Origin of the sequence: Aeromicrobium sp. CFBP 8757, assembly GCF_014841755.1 — a bacterium.
GTDB lineage: Bacteria > Actinomycetota > Actinomycetes > Propionibacteriales > Nocardioidaceae > Aeromicrobium.
This window is the reverse complement of the sequence record NZ_JACYUM010000002.1, coordinates 92,527-113,449: the sequence shown is the minus strand read 5'-3', so window position 1 is coordinate 113,449 and position 20,923 is coordinate 92,527. Positions and strand designations below refer to the sequence as shown.

Sequence of the window (20,923 nt, the reverse complement as noted above, 5' to 3'; positions counted from 1 at the left end):
TCACCCTAGCGCCGACGGCGGCTCTCTACCGGCGTGCGACACCGATCTGCTCCAGGATCGTGTCCATCTGCCGCTGGATCGAGACGGTCTGGTCGAGCGGCAGCACCGCCGACGTGGTCGTGCCGGCCCGCAGGCAGGCCGCGACCTCCTCGATCTCGTGGGCGTAGCCGCGCCCCGTGACGGGCAGCGCGACGTCCTCGCGGTCGTCGCCGCGCACGACCGTGAAGCCGTCGGGGTGGTGGAAGCGTCCGGGCACCTCGATGCGTCCGGCGTCGCCCGCCACGACGGCCCGGTTGTCGCCCAGCGCGACCTGGGTCCAGGCGATGCTCGCGACGGCGCCCGACGCGTAGGTCAGGGTCGCACCGCCGCTGAGGTCGACACCGGACTCCGACACGACGCCGGCCGCCGCGATCTGCTGCGGCTCGCCCAGCACGAGGTGCGCGAACGTCAGGGGGTAGATGCCGACGTCGAGCAGCGCGCTGGCCCCGAGGTCGAGGTCCCACAGCCGGGCGACGTCGCGGCGGCCGACGAAGCCGAGCTCGGCGCGCACCTGGCGGACGGTGCCGAGGTCGTCGCCCGCCGCGATCTCGGCGAGCCGCCGGATGTTGGGGTTGGTGCGCATCCACATCGCCTCGGCGAAGAACAGGCCGTGCTGCTCCGCCTCGGCCACGAGGGTCGCGGAGTCGTCGGCGTTCATCGTCAGCGCCTTCTCGCACAGGACGTGCTTGCCGGCCGCGAAGCACAGGCGGACGTCCTCGAGGTGGCGGCCGTGCGGCGTCGCGACGTAGACGACGTCGACGTCCGGGTCGGCGACGAGCTCCTCGTACGACCCGTGGGCGCGGGCGGCGCCGTGGCGGGCCGCGAACCCCCGCGCTGCGTCGGGGCGCCGCGAGCCGACGGCGGCGAGCTCGTTGTCGGGCACGAGAGCCAGGTCGGCGGCGAACTTCTCGGCGATCCCGCCGGTGGCGAGGATGCCCCAGCGGACGGGTGTCGTGGTCGTCATGCTCCTCACTGTGCCACTGCGCCCGTCCGCCGTCTCCGCAGGTGAATGACACAGGTGTGATTCGTGCCGTACCATCGGGGACATGAGTGCTGTGGAGAGGTCGGACGCGCAGGGTTCGGCGGTCGCCGCGTCCCTGTCGGACCGCGACCGCGAGATCCTGGCGCTCGAGCGTCTGTGGTGGCAGTACGCCGGTGCCAAGGAGCAGGCGATCCGCGACAAGTTCGACATGTCCGCGACCCGCTACTACCAGGTGCTCAACGCCCTGATCGACCGCGAGGACGCCTTGGCGTTCGACCCGCTGCTGGTCAAGCGTCTCCGTCGCCTCCGTGCGCAGCGTCAGCGCAGCCGCTCGGCCAGGCGCCTCGGCATCGACCTCTGAGCGCGCGATGGTGGCGCATCGCAAGAACGTCCCTGCTCCACGGGCCTTCGTCCCGTCGAGCTGGTTCATCGTCCTGACCGTCATGGTCGTCATCGGCGGCGCGGGCTGGCTCGGCTGGCTGCTGCTCGACGACGATCCCGCAGCGCCCGCCGACACGGCCGCCCCCGTCGCGAGCGCCACCCCCACGCCCGCGCCCGCCGACGAGTCACCCACGCCCGCTGACGAGTCACCGACGCCCGCTGACGAGTCACCCACGCCCGCTGACGAGTCGCCCACGCCCGCTGACGAGTCACCCACGCCCGCCGACGAGCGCACGGCGCCGGTCTCGGTGCTCAACAACTCGGGCGTCGTGGGCGCCGCGCGCGCGTTCTCGGCCAAGGTCACGAGCACCGGATGGACGCTCGGGGGCGTCGGCAACTGGACGGGGTCGATCCCGTCCAACACGGTCTACTACCCGCCGGGCCTGCAGGCGCAGGCCGAGCTGCTCGCCGCGGACGTCGGGATCGCCCGGGTGCGACCGAGTGTCTCGCCGATGCGGACGGACCGGTTGACGATCATCTTGTCGGGAACGCAATGATCGAGGGCATGGCCCCGACCCCTCGCGCATCCGACATCCGTGACTCCGTCGTCGCCGATCCCGCCGGGACCCTGGTCGCGCTCGACTTCGACGGGACGCTCTCCCACATCGTCGACGACCCCACGCGGGCCTTCGCCCACCCCGACTCGGTCGAGGCGCTGGGCCGCCTCGGGTCGGTGCTGGGGCAGCTCGCGATCATCACGGGACGACCGGTCCGCCAGGCGCTCGAGCTGGGCGGGTTCGAGGGACGACCGGGCTTCGAGCGCCTCGTGATCTTCGGCCAGTACGGCGCCGAGCGATGGAACGCCGCGGACGGCGCGGTGTCCGACCCCGAGCGTCCCGAGGCCGTCGCACGGCTCGCTGCCACGCTGCCCGGATGGCTCGCCGAGCGCGGTGCCGGCGACGTCCGCATCGAGGACAAGGGGCTCGCGGTCGCCCTGCACACCCGCGGTGTCGACCCGTCGCTCATGGACGCGCTGCGCGAGCCCGTGGCCGCCCTGGCCGCCGGCCTGGGCCTGGCGGTCGAGCCGGGGCGCCAGGTCATCGAGCTGCGGGGCCTGGGCCACGACAAGGGTGCCGCGCTGCGCACGATCGCGGCCGAGAGCGGCGCGCGGCAGATCGTCTTCGGCGGCGACGACCTCGGCGACCTGCCCGCGTTCTCGGCGGTCGAGGAGCTGCGGACGCAGGGTGTCGGCGGTCTGCTGCTGTGCTCGGCATCGGCCGAGCAGGACGCGCTCGTGGCCCGGGCCGACGTCGTCCTCGACGGCCCCGACGCCGTCGCCGCCTGGCTGCAGGCGCTCGCGGACGACGTCGTCCCCGCCTGACCCCGACGTCTCCGTCGCTGCGTCATGCGAACCGAGGTGCGAGGGCCCCAGATTCGATGACGCAAGGGGCGTCCACAGGCGGGCGCACGGCCCGTCGGGGTCCCCAGGCGGGACATGCCGGGGTCGTCGCGTCTCGAGCAGGCGTGATCGTCGAGGGATGTTCTCCCTCGACCACGTCCCGCCGCGGCTTCGCGCGGCGCTGGCCGACGTCGCGACGTCGCGACGGCGCAGAGCGGCGTCGTGTCGCGGCGTGAACTGCACCGACTCGGCGTCACGCGGTGGATGATCGCCGCCAACCTCCGCGCACAGCGCTGGCGATCGCACGGTCGGCAGTCGATCTGCCTGCATACCGGGACGCTCGCCGCGCCTGCCGCCCGTTGGTGCGCCGTCATCGAGGCAGGCCCCCGTTCGGCGCTCGACGGCGTCAGCGCGCTCGAGGCCGCCGGGCTGAGAGGGTTCGACGGCACGGACTCGATCAGGGTGTCGGTGCCGCGCGGTGCTCGCGCCGTGCGGAGTCCGGGTCTGGTGGTGCGCCAGACCCGACGGCTGCAGCGGTCGGACGTCGTCGAAGTCGGCGTTCCCCGGGTTCGTGTGCCGATCGCAGCCGTTCGCGCCGCGCTGTGGGCTGTCAGCGACCGGCAGGCCGCCATGATCCTCGCCATGGTGGTCCAGCAACGCCTGTGCCGAGCTGTCGACATTGGCGAGGCGCTGCTCGCCGTCAGACGCCACCGGCGCAGGAGGATGCTCGAGGCGGTGGTCCTCGACCTGATCGATGGTGCACAGGCGATGGGTGAGCTCGACTTCGCGCGCCTGTGCCGCGCGCACGGACTTCCATCGCCCGATCGTCAGGTGGTGCGCCGGACGTCGAGGGGCGCGGCGTACCTGGATGCGTACTGGTCGACGTTCCGGCTGGTCGTCGAGGTCGACGGCATCCACCACCTCGCGGCGACCGCTGTGGTCTCCGACGCTCTGCGGCACAACGACATGGCTCTGACGTCCGACACGGTGCTGCGGCTTCCGGTGCTAGGACTGCGCGTCGCACCCGCCGAGTTCATGCAGCAGGTGCGCGAGGGGCTCGTGGCCGGAGGCTGGGAGCCTCACGCCGCTGCGTCATAGGGATCAAGGTGCATGGCCCTCGAACGTCATGACGTCACGGACGGGCCACCCAGTGGACGCACTCGTCCCACGATGCGGACCGAGTGGACACATCGTGAGACGCCCGCCTACGCTTGAGGAACTCATCCAGAGGGGTACAGGGACACGGCCCGACGACACCCCAGCAACCAGTCGCACGATGCGACCAGGTGCTCAATCCGTCCCGGGCGACAGTCGATCCGGGGAAGATGACCAGGAGGATCGCGTGAGCATCACCGCCGACCAGACCGACGCCGCACCCCAGCCGACCAGTGCTCCCGCGATCCGCGACGGCGCCTTCGGCCACGCCACGGGCCTGGTGTGCCGCGAGTGCGGCGCGACGCAGGACATCGGTCCGCACTACGTGTGCACCGACTGCTTCGGCCCCCTCGAGATCCAGTACGACTTCCCGGCCGTCACGCGCGAGCAGATCGAGTCCGGTCCCGCCAACATCTGGCGCTACAAGGCCCTGCTGCCCGTCCCGGACGACATCGAGACCAGCCCCAACCTCGAGCCCGGCTTCACCCGCCTGCTGCGCGCCGACAACCTCGCGCGCGAGCTCGGCCTCGAGACGCTTTGGGTCAAGGACGACAGCACCAACCCCACCAACTCGTTCAAGGACCGCGTCGTCGCGTGCGCCCTCAGCGCGGCCCGCGAGTTCGGCAGCAAGGTCTTCGCGTGTCCGTCCACCGGCAACCTGGCCAACGCCGTCGCCGCGGCCGGCGCCCGGGCCGGCATCAAGACCGTGGTCTTCATCCCCAGCAACCTCGAGACGCCCAAGAAGGTCAACTCGGCGGTCTACACCGAGAACCTCGTGGCCGTCGACGGCACCTACGACGACGTCAACAAGCTCGCCAGCGAGATCGCGGGCGAGGAGGACGGCTGGGCCTTCGTCAACGTCAACGTCCGCCCGTTCTACGCCGAGGGGTCCAAGACGCTCGGCTACGAGATCGCCGAGCAGCTCGGCTGGCGCCTGCCCGACCAGGTCGTGATCCCCGTCGCCTCCGGCTCGCAGCTGACCAAGGTGCACAAGGCGTTCCGCGAGCTCGTGAAGCTCGGCCTCGTCGAGGACAAGCCGGTCCGGATCTTCGGCGCGCAGGCCACGGGCTGCTCGCCGGTGTCCGAGGCGTTCCGCGAGGGCTGGGACGTCGTCCGCCCCCAGCGTCCCGACACGATCGCCAAGTCGCTCGCGATCGGCAACCCGGCCGACGGCATCTACGTGCTCGACATCTGCCGCGACACCGGTGGTGCGGTCGCCGACATCTCCGACGACGAGGTGCGCGAGGCCATCGTCCTGCTGGCCCGCACCGAGGGCATCTTCACCGAGACCGCGGGCGGCACCACGATCGGCGTGCTGAAGAAGCTCGTCGAGACGGGCCGGCTCGACACGTCGCTCGAGACCGTCGTGATCAACACGGGCCACGGCCTGAAGACGCTCGACGCCGTGTCGGACCTCGTCGGTCCGGCCGCCACCATCGCCCCGACGTACGACGCCTTCGTCGCCGCCGGCATCGCCTGACATCCGTCCCCGCCACTGCCAAGGAGCACCGTGAGCATCAACGTCCGCATCCCCACGATCCTGCGCACCTACACGCAGGACCAGTCGCAGGTCACCGCCGAGGGCGCGACCCTGACCGACGTCCTCGACTCGCTCGAGTCGAGCTTCCCCGGCATCCGCGCGCGGGTCGTCGACGACGAGGGCAAGCTGCGCCGCTTCGTCAACATCTACGTCGCCGAGGAGGACGTGCGCTTCTCGCAGGGGCTGGACACGCCGACGCCCGACGGCTCCCAGGTGTCGATTATTCCCGCCGTAGCCGGTGGCAGCGGCGCCGTATAGGCTCAGCGCATCGGCCCCTCGGCAGGTGGGTTCGTTCGTGACAGGTGGGAGTGGCGGCATGGTGCATGGCACCGTCAAGTGGTTCAACGCTGACAAGGGCTACGGGTTCATCGAGATCGAGGGCCAGGACGACGTCTTCGTCCACTGGTCCAAGATCGCGTCCGACGGCTACAAGACCCTCGAGGACGGCCAGAAGGTCGAGTTCGAGGTCGTCGACGGTCCCAAGGGCCGCGAGGCGCACGAGGTCATCGGGCACTGAGCCCGACCGCGAAGACCCGGTCCACACGGACCGGGTCTTCGCGCGTCCGCGGTGACGTCGACGTCCGGCCCCGCCGCTACCGTCGTGGCATGGCGACGATCTACCACACCGCGACGACCCTCGACGGCTTCCTGGCCACGCCCGAGCAGTCGCTCGACTGGCTCTTCGAGGTGCAGGGCGCCGGTCCGTCCGACACCTCGTTCGGCGACTTCATGGACGGCGTCGGCGCGATGGCGATGGGGTCGACGACGTACGAGTGGCTGCTCGAGCACGAGGCGCTCGTGGACGAGCCCGCGACGTGGCGCGAGTGGTACGCCGATCGCCCGGCCTGGGTGTTCACGACCCGCGACCTGCCCGTGGTCGCGGGCGCCGACATCCGCTTCACCCGCGCCCCCGTCGCCGACGTCCACCGCGAGATGGTCGCCGCGGCCGACGGGCGCGATGTGTGGCTGATGGGCGGGGGAGACCTCGTCGGCCAGTTCGACGACGGCGGCCTGCTCGATCGCGTGGTGGCGACGATCGCCCCGGTGACGCTCGGCGCCGGGGCCCCGTTCCTGCCCCGGGTCATCGGGTCCGACCGGCTGACCCTGGTGTCGGTGACGCAGCGCGGGCAGTTCGCCGAGCTCGCGTACGAGGTCGGCCCGCCCACCTGATTGCGTCCCGTTGATTAGCACTCGTATAGTGAGAGTGCCAGACACACAGGTCTGGAAGCACCGATCAGATCGATGAGGGTGTGGGCCGAGGCGAGAAGGGTTCGCCGCACGCCGCACCCGTCCGTCGCGGGCATCGCCTGATCACCCCCACGTCGACAACCAAGTCGGAGAAACGTACACATGGCAAAAACCATTGCTTTCAACGAGGAAGCCCGTCGCGGCCTCGAGCGCGGTATGAACCAGCTCGCTGACGCCGTGAAGGTGACGCTCGGCCCCAAGGGTCGCAACGTCGTCCTGGAGAAGAAGTGGGGAGCTCCCACGATCACCAACGACGGCGTCAGCATCGCCCGTGAGATCGAGCTCGAGGACCCCTACGAGAAGATCGGCGCCGAGCTCGTCAAGGAGGTCGCCAAGAAGACCGACGACGTCGCCGGCGACGGCACGACGACCGCCACGGTCCTCGCCCAGGCCCTCGTCCGCGAAGGCCTGCGCAACGTCGCGGCCGGCGCCAACCCGATGGGCCTGAAGAAGGGCATCGAGACCGCCGTCGAGGCCATCTCGGCCCAGCTGCTCGGCATGGCCAAGGACGTCGAGACCAAGGAGCAGATCGCCTCCACCGCCTCGATCTCGGCCGCTGACACCACGGTCGGCGAGATCATCGCCGAGGCGATGGACAAGGTCGGCAAGGAAGGCGTCATCACGGTCGAGGAGTCGAACACGTTCGGCATCGACCTCGAGCTGACCGAGGGCATGCGCTTCGACAAGGGTCACCTGTCGGGCTACTTCGTCACCGACCCGGAGCGTCAGGAGACCGTCCTCGACGATCCCTACATCCTGATCGTCAACAGCAAGATCACGTCGGTCAAGGACATGGTCCCCGTCCTCGAGAAGGTCATGGCGTCGGGCAAGCCGCTCGTCATCATCGCCGAGGACATCGAGGGCGAGGCCCTCGCGACGCTGATCGTCAACAAGATGCGCGGCACCTTCAAGTCCGTCGCCGTCAAGGCCCCGGGCTTCGGCGACCGTCGCAAGGCCATGCTGGCCGACATCGCCATCCTGACCGGTGGTGAGGTCATCAGCGAGGAGGTCGGTCTCAAGCTCGAGAACGCCGACCTGACGCTGCTCGGCACGGCGCGCAAGGTCGTCACGACCAAGGACGAGACCACGATCGTCGAGGGCGGTGGCTCGGACGACCAGATCGCCGGTCGCGTCAACCAGATCAAGGCCGAGATCGAGAACAGCGACTCCGACTACGACCGCGAGAAGCTCCAGGAGCGTCTGGCCAAGCTCGCCGGCGGCGTCGCCGTCATCAAGGTCGGCGCGGCCACCGAGGTCGAGCTCAAGGAGCGCAAGCACCGCATCGAAGACGCGGTCCGCAACGCCAAGGCCGCCGTCGAGGAGGGCATCGTCGCCGGTGGTGGCGTCGCCCTCGTCCAGGCCGCCGCAGCGGTCTTCGAGAAGCTCGAGCTCACGGGCGACGAGGCCACGGGCGCGAACATCGTGCGCGTCGCCGCCTCGGCCCCGCTCAAGCAGATCGCGGTCAACGCCGGCCTCGAGGGTGGAGTCGTCGCCGAGAAGGTCACCAACCTGCCCGACGGACACGGCCTCAACGCCGCGACCGGCGAGTACGTCGACCTGATCGCCGCCGGCATCATCGACCCGGCCAAGGTCACGCGCTCGGCGCTGCAGAACGCAGCCTCGATCGCGGCCCTGTTCCTCACGACCGAGGCCGTCGTCGCCGACAAGCCCGAGCCGGCCGCCGCCGGTGGTGGCGCCCCCGACATGGGCGACATGGGCGGCATGGGCTTCTAGCCCGTCCGCGACACAGCACCTGCACGACCAGCACCACCACGTGGGCCCCGACCGCACCAGCGGCCGGGGCCCTCGTGCGTCCGGACGCCGTGCCGCGCGGCCCGCCCTACTGGGTGAGACGCGGGTCTCCCCGCCGATTCCAGATGCTGAGAAGCGTCGGGACGGTGCACGGGACGTTCCTAGCGTGGAGCCCGCGGAGCACACACCGCCCGCCACCAGCACCACCGGCCACGAGCCGGCACGAAAGGAACCACCATGTCCGACCAGCTCATCGAGGCGCCGAAGAAGAAGCGCGGCGGCCTGATCGCCGTCGTCGCGATCGTCGTCATCGCGATCATCGCGGCCGTCGCCTACGCCCTGACCTCCGGCGACGACGACACCTCGTCGGCCGCCGGCACCAGCGGCAAGACCGTCCGCATCGGCGTCGTCGGCGCGAGCGACCCGTACTGGGACGTCTACCAGAAGGCCGCCGCCGACGAGGGCATCTCGGTCGACATCGTCGACTTCACCGACTACACGCAGCCCAACCCGGCCCTCGACGCCGACGAGCTCGACCTCAACCAGTTCCAGCACCTGGTCTACCTCGCCGACTACAACGTCTCGAACGGCAAGGACCTGACGCCGGTCGGCTCGACGGCGGTCTACCCCCTCGGCCTGTACTCCAAGGAGTACACGTCGCCCGACGACATCCCCGCCGGCTCGACCGTCGCGGTGCCGGACGACGCCAGCAACCAGGCCCGCGGCCTGCGGCTGCTGCAGACCGCCGGACTCATCACGCTGAAGGACGGCGGCACGATCTTCTCCGACCTCGCCGACGTCGACACCGACGCGTCCAAGGTCAAGGTCACCGACCTGTCGGCCGACATCACGGCCACGAGCCTCGACGACGTCGCGGCCGCGATCATCAACAACGACTTCGTCGAGAAGGCCGGCCTGACGTTCGACGACGCGATCGCCAAGGACGGTCCGTCCGAGCCGGGTGCCGCCCCGTACGTCAACGTCTTCGCGGCCCGCGCCGCCGACAAGGACGACGCGACGTACCGGAAGCTCGTCGAGATCTTCCAGGACACCAAGGCCGTGACCGACGGTCTCCAGGACGTCTCCGGCGGCACCGCGGTGCTCACCAAGGAGCCCGCCGCCGACCTGCAGTCGCTGCTCGCCTCGGTCGAGAAGGACACCGAAGCCAGCAAGTGACCCATCACCGAGCGGTCCCGGGGCGCGGCGATCCTGCGCCCCGGGACCGCCCGCGTCCGAGGAGGACACCCGCATGACACTCATCGAGCTCCAGGGCGTCTCGAAGACGTTCCCCCCGACCCGCAAGGGCGGCGACCCCGTCCACGCGGTCCGCGACGTCGACCTGTCGGTCGAGGCGGGCGAGATCGTCGGCATCGTCGGCTACTCGGGCGCCGGCAAGTCGACGCTCGTGCGCCTCGTCAACGCGCTCGAGCCCACGACGTCGGGCCGGCTGCTGGTCGACGGCACCGACCTGACGACTTTGCGCGAGCGACAGCTGCAGAAGGTCCGGCTCGGGATCGGCATGATCTTCCAGCAGTTCAACCTGCTGCAGTCGCGCACGGTCTGGGGCAATGTCGCGTACCCGCTCGAGGTCGCGAAGGTGCCCAAGGCCGAGCACCAGCGGCGCATCTCCGACCTGCTCACCTTCGTCGGTTTGGCCGACAAGGCGCACGCGTGGCCCGAGGAGCTGTCGGGCGGGCAGAAGCAGCGCGTCGGCATCGCCCGGGCGCTGGCGACGTCGCCGAAGATCCTGCTGGCCGACGAGGCGACCAGCGCCCTCGACCCCGAGACGACGGTCGAGGTGCTGCGGCTGCTCAAGAAGGTCAACGCCGAGCTCGGCATCACGATCGTCGTGATCACGCACGAGATGGATGTCGTCAAGACCATCGCCGACCGGGTCGTCGTGATGGAGCAGGGCCGCATCGTCGAGCAGGGCCCGGTGTTCGACATCTTCTCGGCGCCGCAGGAGCAGGCCACGCGACGGTTCGTGTCGACGCTGGTCGACGCGGTGCCGGACGCCGTCGCGCTCGAGGGCCTGCGCCGCACGCACGCCGGACGCCTGCTGACGCTGTCGTTCCGCGACGAGTCGGTCAGCCAGTCCGCGGTGTTCGCCGAGATCATCGGCCGCGGCGTCGAGTTCGAGCTCGTCTTCGGCGGGATCGAGGACGTCCGTGGCCGCTCGTTCGGTCACCTGACGCTCGAGCTGCGCGGTGACCCGGCAGCGGTCGACGAGGCCGTGGCCGCCGTCGCGGCCCTGGTCGAGACGACGGAGGTGGCGTGATGGATCGCGTCTGGGAGCTGCGTCCCGAGTTCGTCGAGGGCCTGGTCGTGACGCTGCGGCTCGCGGCGGGCGGCCTGTTGATCGGCGGCGCCCTGGGGCTGCTGATCGGCACGGGGCTCTACGTCTCGCGCACCCGCGGCATCCTGCCGAGCAGGCCCGTCAGCCTGGGCCTGAACGTCGCGGTGAACTTCATGCGGCCCATCCCGTTCGTGCTGCTCGCGATCGCGCTGCAACCCGTGTCGCGGTGGTTCGGCATCTCGGGCATCAGCGAGGGGCACGCGCTGGTGGCCGTCGTGTTCGGCTCGACGTTCGGCATCGCCCGCATCGTCGAGCAGAATCTCGTGGCGGTCGACCCCGGCGTGCTCGAGGCGGCCCGCGCGATGGGGGCGAGCCGGGCTCGCGTCGTCTGGACGGTGCTGCTGCCGGAGGCCCGCGGATCGCTGATCCTCGGCTTCACGTACGCGCTGGTCGCGATCGTCGACATGACCGCGATCGTGGGCATCATCGGCGTGCACTCGCTGGGCTACGTCGCGCTGACGTACGGCCTGCGGCAGTTCGACTGGACCGTCACGGCCGTCGCGATCCTGGTCATCGTCGTGATCGTCCAGATCGGCCAGTTCGCCGGCAACGCCTGGGCGCGCAGGGTGCTGCGCCGCTAGCCGCCTCTCGAGTGGTGCGTTCCCGTCCCCGAGCGGCGCACCGTGGTCGGACACGCCGTCCCAGGATGTCCAGGGCGCACCACTCGCGGATCGGGGTCAGAGCTGGGTGCGGACGTCCCGCAGCTCGGGGAAGAACGTCAGCTCGAGAGCCTTCTGCAGGAAGCCCACGCCGGAGGAGCCGCCCGTGCCACGCTTGAAGCCGATGATGCGCTCGACGGTCTTCATGTGCCGGAAGCGCCACAGCTGGAAGCTCTCTTCGACGTCGACGAGCTCCTCGCACATCTCGTAGGCGTCCCAGTGGGTGTCGGGGTCGGCGTAGACGCGCCGCAGCACCTCGGTGACGCCCGGGTGGGCGACGTACGGCTGCGCCAGGTCGCGGTCGAGCACCGCGGCGGGCACGTCGTGCCCGCGACGCGCGAGGAACCGCAGGAACGCGTCGTAGACGCTGGGGGCGGCCAGGTCGGCGAGCAGCGCGTCGCGCAGCACCGGGTCGTGGTCGAACACCGCGATCATCGCCGGGTTCTTGTTGCCGAGCAGGAACTCGACGGTGCGGTACTGCGGCGACTGGAAGCCCGACGCCCTGCCGAGCGAGTCCCTGAACTGGACGTACTCGACCGGCGTGAGCGTCGCGAGCACCGCCCACTGCTCGAACATCTGGCGCTGGATCGCCTTGACCCGCGCCAGCCGCTTCAGCGCCGGCGACAGGTCGTCGGCCTCGAGCAGCGCGATCGCCGACCGCAGCTCGTGGATCAGCTGCTTGAGCCACAGCTCGGTGACCTGGTGCTGGACGATGAACAGCATCTCGTCGTGGTGGTCGGAGACGGGCTGCTGGGCCGACAGCAGGGTCGGCAGCTGCAGGTAGCCCGCATAGGTCAGCTCGCCGCGCAGGTCGGTCGCGACCCCGTCCTCGATCGGGCGCACCACTGGTTCGGTCATGCCTGAACCGTATGCCGTCGGGGGTCGTGGCAGGGTGGAGGCATGGCGCTCATCGAGGCTCGGTCGCTCGGCAAGACCTTCGGCTCTCACCGCGCGGTCGACGACCTGTCGTTCACGGTGCGTCCCGGCAGCGTCACGGGCTTCCTCGGGCCGAACGGATCGGGCAAGTCGACCACGATGCGGCTCATGCTGGGGCTCGACAGCGGCGACGGCCGGACGACGTTCGACGGTGTCCCGTTCGCGAGCCTCGACCACCCCATGCGGCACGTCGGCGCGCTGCTCGAGGCCAAGCCGTTCCACCCGACGCGCCGCGCCCGCAACCACCTGCGCATGCTGGCCGCCCCCAACCGCATCGACGACCGCCGGGTCGACGAGGTCATGGAGATGGTGGGGCTCACGGGCGTCAGCGGCGGCCGTCCGGGCAAGTTCAGCCTCGGCATGGGGCAGAGGCTCGGGATCGCGGCGGCGCTGCTGGGCGATCCGCACACCCTGATCCTCGACGAGCCGAGCAACGGGCTCGACCCGCAGGGCATCACGTGGCTGCGCACCCTGCTGAAGCACCTCGCGGCGCAGGGACGCTCGGTGTTCGTGTCGAGCCACCTGCTGCAGGAGATGGCCCTGCTGGCCGACGAGCTCGTGGTCATCGGGCGCGGGCGGATGCTGGCCAACGGGCCCGTGCACGACTTCATCTCGCACAGCTCGCTCGGCTCGGTCACGGTGCGCACCCCCGACGTCGCGACGCTCGGCCCCGCGCTCGAGGCGATCGGCGCGAGCGTCAGCCGCGACGCCGACACCGTCGTCGTCCGCGGGGCGACGGCCGAGCAGGTCGGCGACGCCGCGCACGCGGCGGGCGTCCGACTGCACCAGCTGACGACCCGTGAGGCGACCCTCGAGGAGGCCTTCCTCGAGGCGACCGGGCTGTCGGAGGAGTTCCGCGGCGTCGGGGGACGCGACGACGATCAGGGCGGCGGGTCATGATCGACGCGCTGCGCTACGAGTACGTGCGGCTGCGCACGATCGGCTCGACGTACTGGCTGGTCGGGTCCGCCCTGGTGTTCCAGCTGGTCTTCGCGGTGCTGATCGCGCTGTCGCTCGCGACGTCGTCGACCTTCGGCGGCGGTGACGAGACGTTCGAGGTCCTCGCCACGATCGGCGGGTCGACCGGGGCACCGCTGGTCATGGCCTACATCGTGGGCCTGCTCGGCGTCTTCTCGATGGGGCACGAGTACCGCCACGGCATGATCCGCGCGACCCTGACGGCCATCCCGGTGCGGACGCAGGTCTTCGTCGCCAAGGTCGTCTCGACGGCCGTCGTCGCGGCCGTGACGGCGCTGCTGTGCGTCGTGATCGCGCTGGCCACGATCGCCTTCTTCGGCCTCGACATGCCGACGACGGGCGCGTTCGTCGAGCAGACCGTCGGCATCGTGCTCTACACGACCCTGTTCGCGCTGTCGGGGCTGGCGTTCGCGGCGCTGCTGCGCAACCAGACCGCGGCCGTCGCCGCCCTGATGCTGTTCCCGAGCCTGCTCGAGTTCATCGTGCAGAGCGCCGTCGTGATCATCAAGACCAACTCGGACGACCCCCGCGGGGGCGGCGGCATCACCGTGATCCTGAAGTACCTGCCGTACGACGCCGGCAGCCAGATGTTCGTGCAGTCGTCGGTCGACGGGCTCGTTCAGCGGGCCATCGGCGCCGATCCGTTCGGGGCCGTCGGCGGCGGTCTGGTGATGGGCGTGTTCGTCGGCGCGCTGCTGGCGGGCGCCTACGCCCTGTTCGTGCGGCGGGACGCCTGATGCCGACGTCCGGGCTCCGCGCCCGCCTGCGCGCGGCCGGCGTCGAGCCGGACGGTGCGGCGACGACGGACTGGAAGGTCGTCACCGACGGGCTGCCCGCCTGGTGGCACGACCTCGGCAACGTCCTGGCCCTCGCCCCCGGCGCCCACCTGCCCGATCACGTCGTGGCCTCGCTCGGCCTGTACCCGGTGCGCGACGTGCTGATCGCGATCGCGTCCCCCCTCGAGTGGCTGTCGTCGCTGCTGGTCGGCGGCGACGGCGCGACGGTCTTCGTCGGGGAGGACTGCAAGCTCACGGCCGGCGAGATCTACTGCGGCGCCGGCTCGAGCGTCGTGCTGAGCGGGCCGCTCGTCGCGACCCGCAGCGCGATCGTCGACGCCCGCAACGGCGGCAGCGTCGTCGCCGGCCCCGACCAGCTGTGGGCGGCCGACGTCTACGTCGCGACCGACGACATGCACCGGCTCGAGGACCTCGCGACGGGGGAGCGGCTCAACCCGTTCGGCGCGCACATCCGCCTCGGGGCCCACGTGTGGCTCGGGCGCGACGCCGTCGTGACGGGCCACGCCGAGATCGGCGAGGGGTCCGTCGTCGGCATGCGCAGCCTCGTGCGGGGCCAGAAGGTGCCGCCGCACACCGTCGTGGCCGGCTGGCCGGCCCGCGTCGTGCGCGAGGGCGTGACCTGGAGCCACGACGACGTGCCGTAGGCGTTCGGTCGGTCGGCCGACCGGTCAGGCGGTGCGTCAGCCGTTGTAACGCTCGATCTGGCTCTTTGTAGCACCCCAGCGTTGCGTCATGAACGCGGTTTCCCAAGCGTGCACGACCGGAGAGCGAGAGATTGACTCGAAGTGCCAGAGCACGACGTCCCACAACCAGACCAGCCGGTAGTTGTCTCGGCGCACCTTGAGGGAGAGGTCCACGTCGTTGTAGTTGACGGCCAGCTGCTCGGTGAACCCACCGACCTCGTGGAACAGATTGGCCGTGATGGCGATGCATGCCCCAGTCAGAGCGCTGACCTCGCGGTTGATGGACAGCTCGACTCGGCGCGGTCCGCCGGCAATCGCCTTGTAGTGGGAGTGGCCGTAACCTGCGGGGCCACTCAGCAGACCGGCGTGCTGGATCCGCTGATTCTCGAACAGGAGCTTCGGACCGGTCATGCCGACACCAGGCTCGGAAAGGGGCGCGATGAGCTGCCCGATGACTTCGTCGGACTCAGCTTGGATGTCGTCATTGAGGAACACAAGGATCTCGCCCGTCGCGTGCAGGGCACCAAGATTGCACTTCGTGCTGAAATTGAAGGGCGCTTCGAAGGGGACGAGGGTGACGTCTGCGCCGGGTATCGTCCGGAGCTCGTCGATGACCTGGTCGGGCATGGAGGTGTCGTAAACGACGACGAACTGCAGGCTCTGGTGCTGGGTGTGGGCGAGCACGGATCGGACAGCTTCGATGACGAAGCAGCGCTGCGTGCCCCAGACGCGCCCAACTGATCCCCTTGTCGGAATGATGATGCTGGTAGGGGTGGTGAGATCGGGCTCGCGGTGCAGTTCGTAGTTGGCGAGGTCGCTGCGGTACTCGACGGACGCCGCCACGCCGAGACGGTCGAGGTGGTCCTTGATGGCGCGGGCGCCGGCATCGCGCGCGTACGGCTTGGCGGTGGAGTCGCCCGCCGTTGAGCCCTCCATCATGCGCCAGTGGTACAGCACGCGCCGAACGTGATGGATACGCCGAGCTTGTTCGGTAACTCTGAGCACCAAGTCCCAGTCCTGCGACCCGTCGTATCCCGGTCGGAAACCTCCGAGCGTCTTGACCAAGCTCGTGCGGATGACCGACAGGTGGCAGGTGTACATGTGGTGGCGGAAGCGTTCGGGTGACCAGTCGGGCTTGCGGAACGCGTGACCCAGCGTGCCGTCCTCCAAGACTTTGTCCTCGTCGCTGTAGAGGTAGTCGATATCGTCGGGGAGCTCATCGATCGCCCGAGACATGGTCGACAGCGCGTCGGTGGTCAGGAGGTCGTCGTGGTCGAGGAGAGCGATGAACTCACCGGTCGCCCGGTCGATCCCGTCGTTGGACGCTGCCACGATCCCGCCGTTGACGGGTCGGGCGTGCACGACGATGCGAGGATCGCGCTCCGCATGGGCCTTCAGCGCAGGCAGAACATCACCGTTGGGCGAGCAATCGTCGACAAGGATCCACTCCCAGTTTTGGTAGGTCTGGGCCAGTACCGATTCGACAGTCTCGGCGAGAATGTCGACCGGAAGGTTGTAGACCGGGGTGATGATGGAGAATCGGATCTGATCGGTCGAACTCATGTCAACGACGTCCCTTGAGCCGGGCCAGTGGCCTGACGACTCGACGGCCGACGCGCCACGTCAACGAGGCTTGCATGTCGGCGACCTGTTTACGCAGTCGACGCACCTTCGTCATGGCGAGCTTCTGCCCAGCCTGGGCCCGGGTGACGCGATCACGCATCACTTCCAGCTCGGCCGTGACGCCGATGACGTGGTCGCGCTGAGTGAGGGCGTCGTGACGACGCTGGCGTTCAAGTTCTTCGAGCTGAGTTCGCAGCTGCTCGTTCACGGCCAGCAGCGAATCGACGACCGCCTGCAGCGACGGCGCGTCGTCGTCGACCGTTGGGTCGGCGGCCAGAGACGTCGGCTCGGTCGGGGACTTGCTGATCGCACTCAAGATTCTTCCATTCTGTCGTTCGATGTGTACGCGGGAGCGTGGGGGTCGGAGAGGGCTGACGAACGATGTGGAGTGCGCCTCCTCCGCGACGAACGCGGCGAGCCACTCTCCGTCACCGTGATGCCCTGTAAGCCACCAGAGGAAGTCGGCCACCTGCCCGTGCGTTCGTCCGCGCAGCCAGGGAGGCGTGACGGAAGCCGCCAAGAGGTCCGACGCCAACCAGAAGATGCCACGGCGAAGGACCGTCGAGACAGTCGCTCCGGAGAGCTCCCACTCCTGATCGATGGGCCGGAGGCAGTCGGTCGCGTCGACGATGACGTTGCGTGCGATCAGGTCCCACGGGACGTCACCCTCTAGCGCGGCGTTCTCGACGAGGGTGGTCCAGCGGCCGAGGATGGCGTGCGCCTGGCGCGCCGAATCGGCGGACGCGATGAGATCCACGAGCGAAGGTCCGCGGACGTAGGGCTCGGTGTGGGTACGCAGGCGCAGGGGGCCGTCGGCGTGTCCCGCCCGTGGGAACGCGGCTCGTCGCTCAACGACAACGTCCCCGTCGTCGAGGGCGACGATGCGATTGCAGGCCGAGAGGGCAGCGGCCCGGCCCATCGACCAGTAGGTCGCCGCGGCGGTAGGGGGAGGCTCGGCGTCGCTGATCAGCGCGACGAAGGAGTTGGCGTGGTTCTTGCCCTGCCCGGCGTGGACGAGAGAACGCCAAAGGGCGCCCTCAAGCTCGGACTCGAGGATCGGCGCGCCGTAGGACGGGCTCGGAAAGGACGGCAGGTCAGCGACTAAGTGTGGGTCGACGGACGCCAAGGCGTCGGCATCGAACATCACCTTGGTGAGGCGGTGGTCGGGGAAAGCGGATAGGACGCTTGCCTGCAAGCCTGAGTCCGTCACCGCGGCTCGTAGATCATCGAGGCTGAGCCACGCGGGGCGGTGCGGTGACGAGATGCCGACCGGCGGGGTCAGGCCCCCGGCCCGACGACGAACCCCGTCGGCGTTGTCGGCGCCGAGGATAAGCACGCCGCCGGGCTTGAGAAGATCCCGACACTCGGTGAGAAAGTGCTCGAGCGTCACCTGCCGCTGCTCGAGTTCTCCGAGGACGTCGATCGCTACGACCAGGTCGTACACCGCTGTGACCGGCACCTCGTCGACCCAGGCGGAGAAGACGGCCACGTTGTCCAAACCGCTGCAGCGTGCCGCAGCTATCTCGGCCATGGCGGGGTCTGGCTCGAGCGCATCGAGCAGCAGCGCCTCCTCCCCCAGATATCGGGTGACGGCTCCCGCGCGAGAGCCGATCTCGAGCACGAGGCCTCCGACCGGAAGGGGCAGGCCCCGTAGAACGTTGGCGCGGGCGGGTGAAAAGAAGTACGACAGTGGCCACGCGGTATCGGCAGCGAGTTCGTCGCTCCACGACGACAGGTCTCCAACGGACGCCAAGCGATCGCGCAGCTCGTGGTGGGGCGCCTTGGAGTCCGGCTGCTCGGAGGGATAAATTCTCGGCAGACGGTCGCGCAGCGGCGTGCTGGGATGCACGGTGGTCCTCCTCGAACTTTCGTGGCAGCACTGCAAACCGCTCCAGTGTACGCGGTAGATGCAGCGCGCCGGTCGCACGACGCGGCGTTGGAAAAGCCCATGTGCGGGCTGTGCCGCGGACGAACGTCCGTGACGAATGCAAGGCGTTCGGCGTCGGTGCGGGTACGCTGACGGCGGCGAATCGCCGTGATCCTTCGTGCTGCGTAACCGTGACGAAGGACCGCTCAACCGAGTGAGGTCTTGTGTACCCGTTGATCACACCGAGCCCTTGGCGCAAAGGCGTGTCCGCAGTGCTGCTGGCCGCGGTCGTCGCGATCTCGAGCGGCTGCACGTCGTCGGACGTGGCCCCGGCCCCCTCCGCCACGGCGCCTACCTTGAGCGTGGACCCAGGCTCCCTCGACGTCCTGATGGTCAACGACGACGGCTGGAATGCGCCCGGAATCACAGCAGCCTACGACGCTCTCGTCGCGGCGGGGCACCATGTGACGCTGGTGGCCCCCTTGGTCAATCAGAGCGGACGGAGCATGGCGACGTCCGACGCATCGCTTGCGGTGACACGTCCCGCAGGGGAGGAGCCCAAGTACGCGGTCGACGGGACTCCTGTCGACTCCCTCAACATCGGGCTGCAGGGAATTCTCGCGGACGACCCACCGGACGTCGTGGTCTCGGGCGTCAATACCGGCGCCAACGTGGCCGGCAACACCAACTACTCAGGCACGGTGGGGGCCGCTGCGGCGGCGGCGCAGCAGGGGGTTCCGGCCCTTGCCGTGAGTGCCGACGTTGGCGGAGCCGACGGCACCGGAAATTACAAGGATGCCGCGAAGATCGTCGTCGAGCTCGTGGACTCGCTGGCCCGGACGAACTTCGACGGACTAGGGACGGAGGGCTTCTTGAACGTCAATGTCCCCTTCGAGACGGCTTCGCGAGAAGCGCCCAAAGGAGTGCGCGTGGTGCCGCTGGCCAAGGAGGCGCCCCGAACGGTCAAGTACGACGAGTCGTCCCCAGGCACGTGGACACCCGTATTTGCCTACGACGCCCGCGTGGGCGGCTCGGGGTCCGACGCCGAGCGTCTCGCCGACGGCTGGACGACGGTGACCTTCCTTCCGGTCGAGCGGACCCCGGTCGCTCGTGAGCAGAAACGGTTGAGCGAGCTTCTTGACGAGTGAGGCTGCCACCATCTCTCGCGACCATGGTGACCGACGTCACATAGCGACTTACACTGGGCGTATGGCCCGACCCAGCGACCTCGCGATGCCTCCCGGCGCCGACCCGGTCACGCTGTCGAGGTACCTCAATCGCGCGCACGACGCCTTCGTCGCGACGGGTTCAACGGACTCGGCGCTGCGCACGCTGGTGCAGGAGTCGTGGCGTCGCAGCGTCGAGGGTGGGCTCGATCCAGAGCAGGCGGTGGCCCAGATCCGCCTCGACGATGCCGCGCTGTCGGCGATCCGCGACGCCCACCCGCTCGCCACGGCCATGCCGGTCATCCGACGACTGCTGGTGGAGAGCGCGGCGGACGCCGGGCTCCTGGTTGCGGTCAGCGACGCGGCCGGCCAGCTCCTGTGGGTCGAGGGCAGCTCGGCGCTGCGCACGCTCGCCGAGGGGATGCACTTCCTGCCAGGAGCCGACTGGAGCGAGACCAGCGCCGGCACCAACGCGCCGGGCACCGCGTTGGCCCTCGACCGTCCGGTTCAGATCTTCGGGCCCGAGCACCTCGCGCGGCAAGTGACGCCGTGGAGCTGTTCGGCGGCACCCATCCACGACCCCGACACGGGCGCCGTCCTGGGAGTGCTCGACCTGACCGGCGGTGACGAGGTCGTGACCCCGCAGAGCCTGACGCTGGTCCGAGCGACCGTCGCCGCCGTCGAGGCGGAGCTCCGCATCGAGCGGCTGAGCCCGGCACCGCGAGCGACCGTCACCGCGAGTGGATGGTCGGCGCCGAGCCTGGAGCTGCTCGGGGGGCACGGCGCGACGCTGCGCCACGGTGCCACCACGACGCGTCTGAGCCTGCGACACAGCGAGATCCTGTTGCTGCTGACCGAGTCGGCCGACGGGTTGACGACCGCCGAGCTGGGCGTCGCGCTGAGCGACGAGGAGCAGGCGTCGGTCACGGTGCGGGCCGAGATGTCGCGGCTCCGGGCGGCGCTGGGGCCCCTCGTGCTGGCCTCCCGCCCGTACCGTCTCACCAGTGCCGTCGAGACCGACGTCGCGGTCGTCCGGGCCGATCTGGCCGAAGGCCAGCTGCGCCGTGCCGTGGCCCGCTACCGCGGACCCGTGCTGCCGGCGTCGACCGCCCCGGCCGTCGAGCGTCTGCGCCACGAGCTGCACATGCACGTCCGGTCGCGGCTGCTCGCCGGCGACGACGCGGACGCACTCCTGTCGTTCGCCGACACGGCGCACGGCCGCGACGATGTCGAGGTGTGGCAGCGGGTGCTGTCGATCCTGCCGCCGACGTCGCCGCGTCACGCTCAGGTGGTCGCCCATGTCGCGCACCTCGACGCCGAGATGGGATGACCCGCGGCGCCCGTGCAACGTTGCGGCAACGG

The 20,923-nt window shown here is 69.9% G+C and carries 21 protein-coding genes and 1 riboswitch; of the genes, 17 read left to right on the top strand and 4 right to left on the bottom strand.

Going from position 1 to position 20,923, the window contains the following annotated elements; all coding sequences use genetic code 11:
- Positions 1-25: 25 nt before the first annotated feature.
- Positions 26-1,003 (bottom strand): Gfo/Idh/MocA family protein, encoded by a 978-nt coding sequence (locus IFT73_RS07435; RefSeq protein WP_192167087.1) that lies wholly within the window; start codon positions 1,001-1,003, stop codon positions 26-28.
- 82 nt (positions 1,004-1,085) lie between these two features.
- On the opposite strand from IFT73_RS07435, the gene IFT73_RS07430 reads away from it, so the two are divergent.
- From IFT73_RS07430 to IFT73_RS07375, 12 genes are all read left to right on the top strand, one after another.
- Entirely contained in the window at positions 1,086-1,382 is a 297-nt protein-coding gene (locus IFT73_RS07430; RefSeq protein ID WP_056612114.1) for a DUF3263 domain-containing protein, read from the top strand.
- Between the two features lie 7 nt (positions 1,383-1,389).
- Positions 1,390-1,959, top strand: coding sequence for a LytR C-terminal domain-containing protein (locus tag IFT73_RS19395; protein WP_192167086.1), 570 nt, complete (start codon positions 1,390-1,392; stop codon positions 1,957-1,959).
- 8 nt (positions 1,960-1,967) lie between these two features.
- On the top strand, positions 1,968-2,783 hold the full coding sequence (gene otsB, locus IFT73_RS07420; RefSeq protein WP_157432725.1) for a trehalose-phosphatase: 816 nt from the start codon (positions 1,968-1,970) through the stop codon (positions 2,781-2,783).
- A gap of 282 nt (positions 2,784-3,065) precedes the next feature.
- Positions 3,066-3,899 carry a hypothetical protein gene (locus IFT73_RS07415; RefSeq protein WP_192167085.1) on the top strand — a complete coding sequence of 278 codons (834 nt, stop codon included), beginning with the start codon at positions 3,066-3,068 and terminating at the stop codon, positions 3,897-3,899.
- Positions 3,900-4,018: 119 nt separating this feature from the next.
- Positions 4,019-4,133, top strand: a riboswitch (SAM riboswitch).
- A gap of 10 nt (positions 4,134-4,143) precedes the next feature.
- The gene (gene thrC, locus IFT73_RS07410; RefSeq protein WP_371811192.1) at positions 4,144-5,436 is read left to right on the top strand and encodes a threonine synthase; all 1,293 of its coding nucleotides are present in this window, start codon (positions 4,144-4,146) and stop codon (positions 5,434-5,436) included.
- A gap of 30 nt (positions 5,437-5,466) precedes the next feature.
- A complete protein-coding gene (locus IFT73_RS07405; RefSeq protein ID WP_056612127.1) occupies positions 5,467-5,754 on the top strand; it encodes a ubiquitin-like small modifier protein 1 in 288 nt (95 codons plus the stop codon).
- Positions 5,755-5,812: 58 nt separating this feature from the next.
- Positions 5,813-6,013 (top strand): cold-shock protein, encoded by a 201-nt coding sequence (locus IFT73_RS07400; protein ID WP_192167084.1) that lies wholly within the window; start codon positions 5,813-5,815, stop codon positions 6,011-6,013.
- A gap of 89 nt (positions 6,014-6,102) precedes the next feature.
- On the top strand, positions 6,103-6,666 hold the full coding sequence (locus tag IFT73_RS07395) for a dihydrofolate reductase family protein (RefSeq protein ID WP_192167083.1): 564 nt from the start codon (positions 6,103-6,105) through the stop codon (positions 6,664-6,666).
- Positions 6,667-6,846: 180 nt separating this feature from the next.
- A complete protein-coding gene (gene groL / locus IFT73_RS07390) occupies positions 6,847-8,478 on the top strand; it encodes a chaperonin GroEL (protein ID WP_056612136.1) in 1,632 nt (543 codons plus the stop codon).
- 255 nt (positions 8,479-8,733) lie between these two features.
- Complete coding sequence (locus tag IFT73_RS07385; RefSeq protein WP_192167082.1) at positions 8,734-9,672, top strand: MetQ/NlpA family ABC transporter substrate-binding protein; 939 nt, start codon at positions 8,734-8,736, stop codon at positions 9,670-9,672.
- Positions 9,673-9,745: 73 nt separating this feature from the next.
- On the top strand, positions 9,746-10,774 hold the full coding sequence (locus IFT73_RS07380; RefSeq protein ID WP_192167081.1) for a methionine ABC transporter ATP-binding protein: 1,029 nt from the start codon (positions 9,746-9,748) through the stop codon (positions 10,772-10,774).
- Complete coding sequence (locus tag IFT73_RS07375) at positions 10,774-11,433, top strand: methionine ABC transporter permease (RefSeq protein ID WP_192167080.1); 660 nt, start codon at positions 10,774-10,776, stop codon at positions 11,431-11,433. The genes IFT73_RS07380 and IFT73_RS07375 overlap by 1 nt, the downstream gene beginning before the upstream one ends.
- A 96-nt stretch (positions 11,434-11,529) precedes the next feature.
- Here IFT73_RS07375 and IFT73_RS07370 read toward each other — a convergent pair whose 3' ends face one another.
- The gene (locus tag IFT73_RS07370) at positions 11,530-12,369 is read right to left on the bottom strand and encodes a tryptophan 2,3-dioxygenase (RefSeq protein WP_192167079.1); all 840 of its coding nucleotides are present in this window, start codon (positions 12,367-12,369) and stop codon (positions 11,530-11,532) included.
- 42 nt (positions 12,370-12,411) lie between these two features.
- Here IFT73_RS07370 and IFT73_RS07365 point away from each other — a divergent pair, with 42 nt between their 5' ends.
- The 3 genes from IFT73_RS07365 to IFT73_RS07355 are packed head-to-tail and all read left to right on the top strand — an operon-like array spanning position 12,412 to position 14,866.
- On the top strand, positions 12,412-13,347 hold the full coding sequence (locus IFT73_RS07365) for an ATP-binding cassette domain-containing protein (RefSeq protein WP_192167078.1): 936 nt from the start codon (positions 12,412-12,414) through the stop codon (positions 13,345-13,347).
- Positions 13,344-14,162: an ABC transporter permease gene (locus tag IFT73_RS07360; RefSeq protein ID WP_192167077.1), complete on the top strand. Its 819-nt coding sequence runs from the start codon at positions 13,344-13,346 to the stop codon at positions 14,160-14,162. Before IFT73_RS07365 ends, IFT73_RS07360 begins: the two co-directional genes overlap by 4 nt.
- Entirely contained in the window at positions 14,162-14,866 is a 705-nt protein-coding gene (locus IFT73_RS07355) for a hypothetical protein (protein WP_192167076.1), read from the top strand. The genes IFT73_RS07360 and IFT73_RS07355 overlap by 1 nt, the downstream gene beginning before the upstream one ends.
- A 36-nt stretch (positions 14,867-14,902) precedes the next feature.
- On the opposite strand, the gene IFT73_RS07350 is transcribed toward IFT73_RS07355, so the two are convergent.
- Both IFT73_RS07350 and IFT73_RS07345 read right to left on the bottom strand, forming a co-directional pair.
- On the bottom strand, positions 14,903-16,468 hold the full coding sequence (locus tag IFT73_RS07350) for a glycosyltransferase (protein WP_192167075.1): 1,566 nt from the start codon (positions 16,466-16,468) through the stop codon (positions 14,903-14,905).
- A 1-nt stretch (position 16,469) separates the two neighbouring features.
- Complete coding sequence (locus IFT73_RS07345) at positions 16,470-18,377, bottom strand: class I SAM-dependent methyltransferase (RefSeq protein ID WP_192167074.1); 1,908 nt, start codon at positions 18,375-18,377, stop codon at positions 16,470-16,472.
- A gap of 281 nt (positions 18,378-18,658) precedes the next feature.
- Here IFT73_RS07345 and surE point away from each other — a divergent pair, with 281 nt between their 5' ends.
- The gene (surE, locus tag IFT73_RS07340; RefSeq protein ID WP_192167073.1) at positions 18,659-19,543 is read left to right on the top strand and encodes a 5'/3'-nucleotidase SurE; all 885 of its coding nucleotides are present in this window, start codon (positions 18,659-18,661) and stop codon (positions 19,541-19,543) included.
- Between the two features lie 61 nt (positions 19,544-19,604).
- Complete coding sequence (locus IFT73_RS07335) at positions 19,605-20,891, top strand: GAF domain-containing protein (protein WP_192167072.1); 1,287 nt, start codon at positions 19,605-19,607, stop codon at positions 20,889-20,891.
- Positions 20,892-20,923 lie beyond the last annotated feature (32 nt).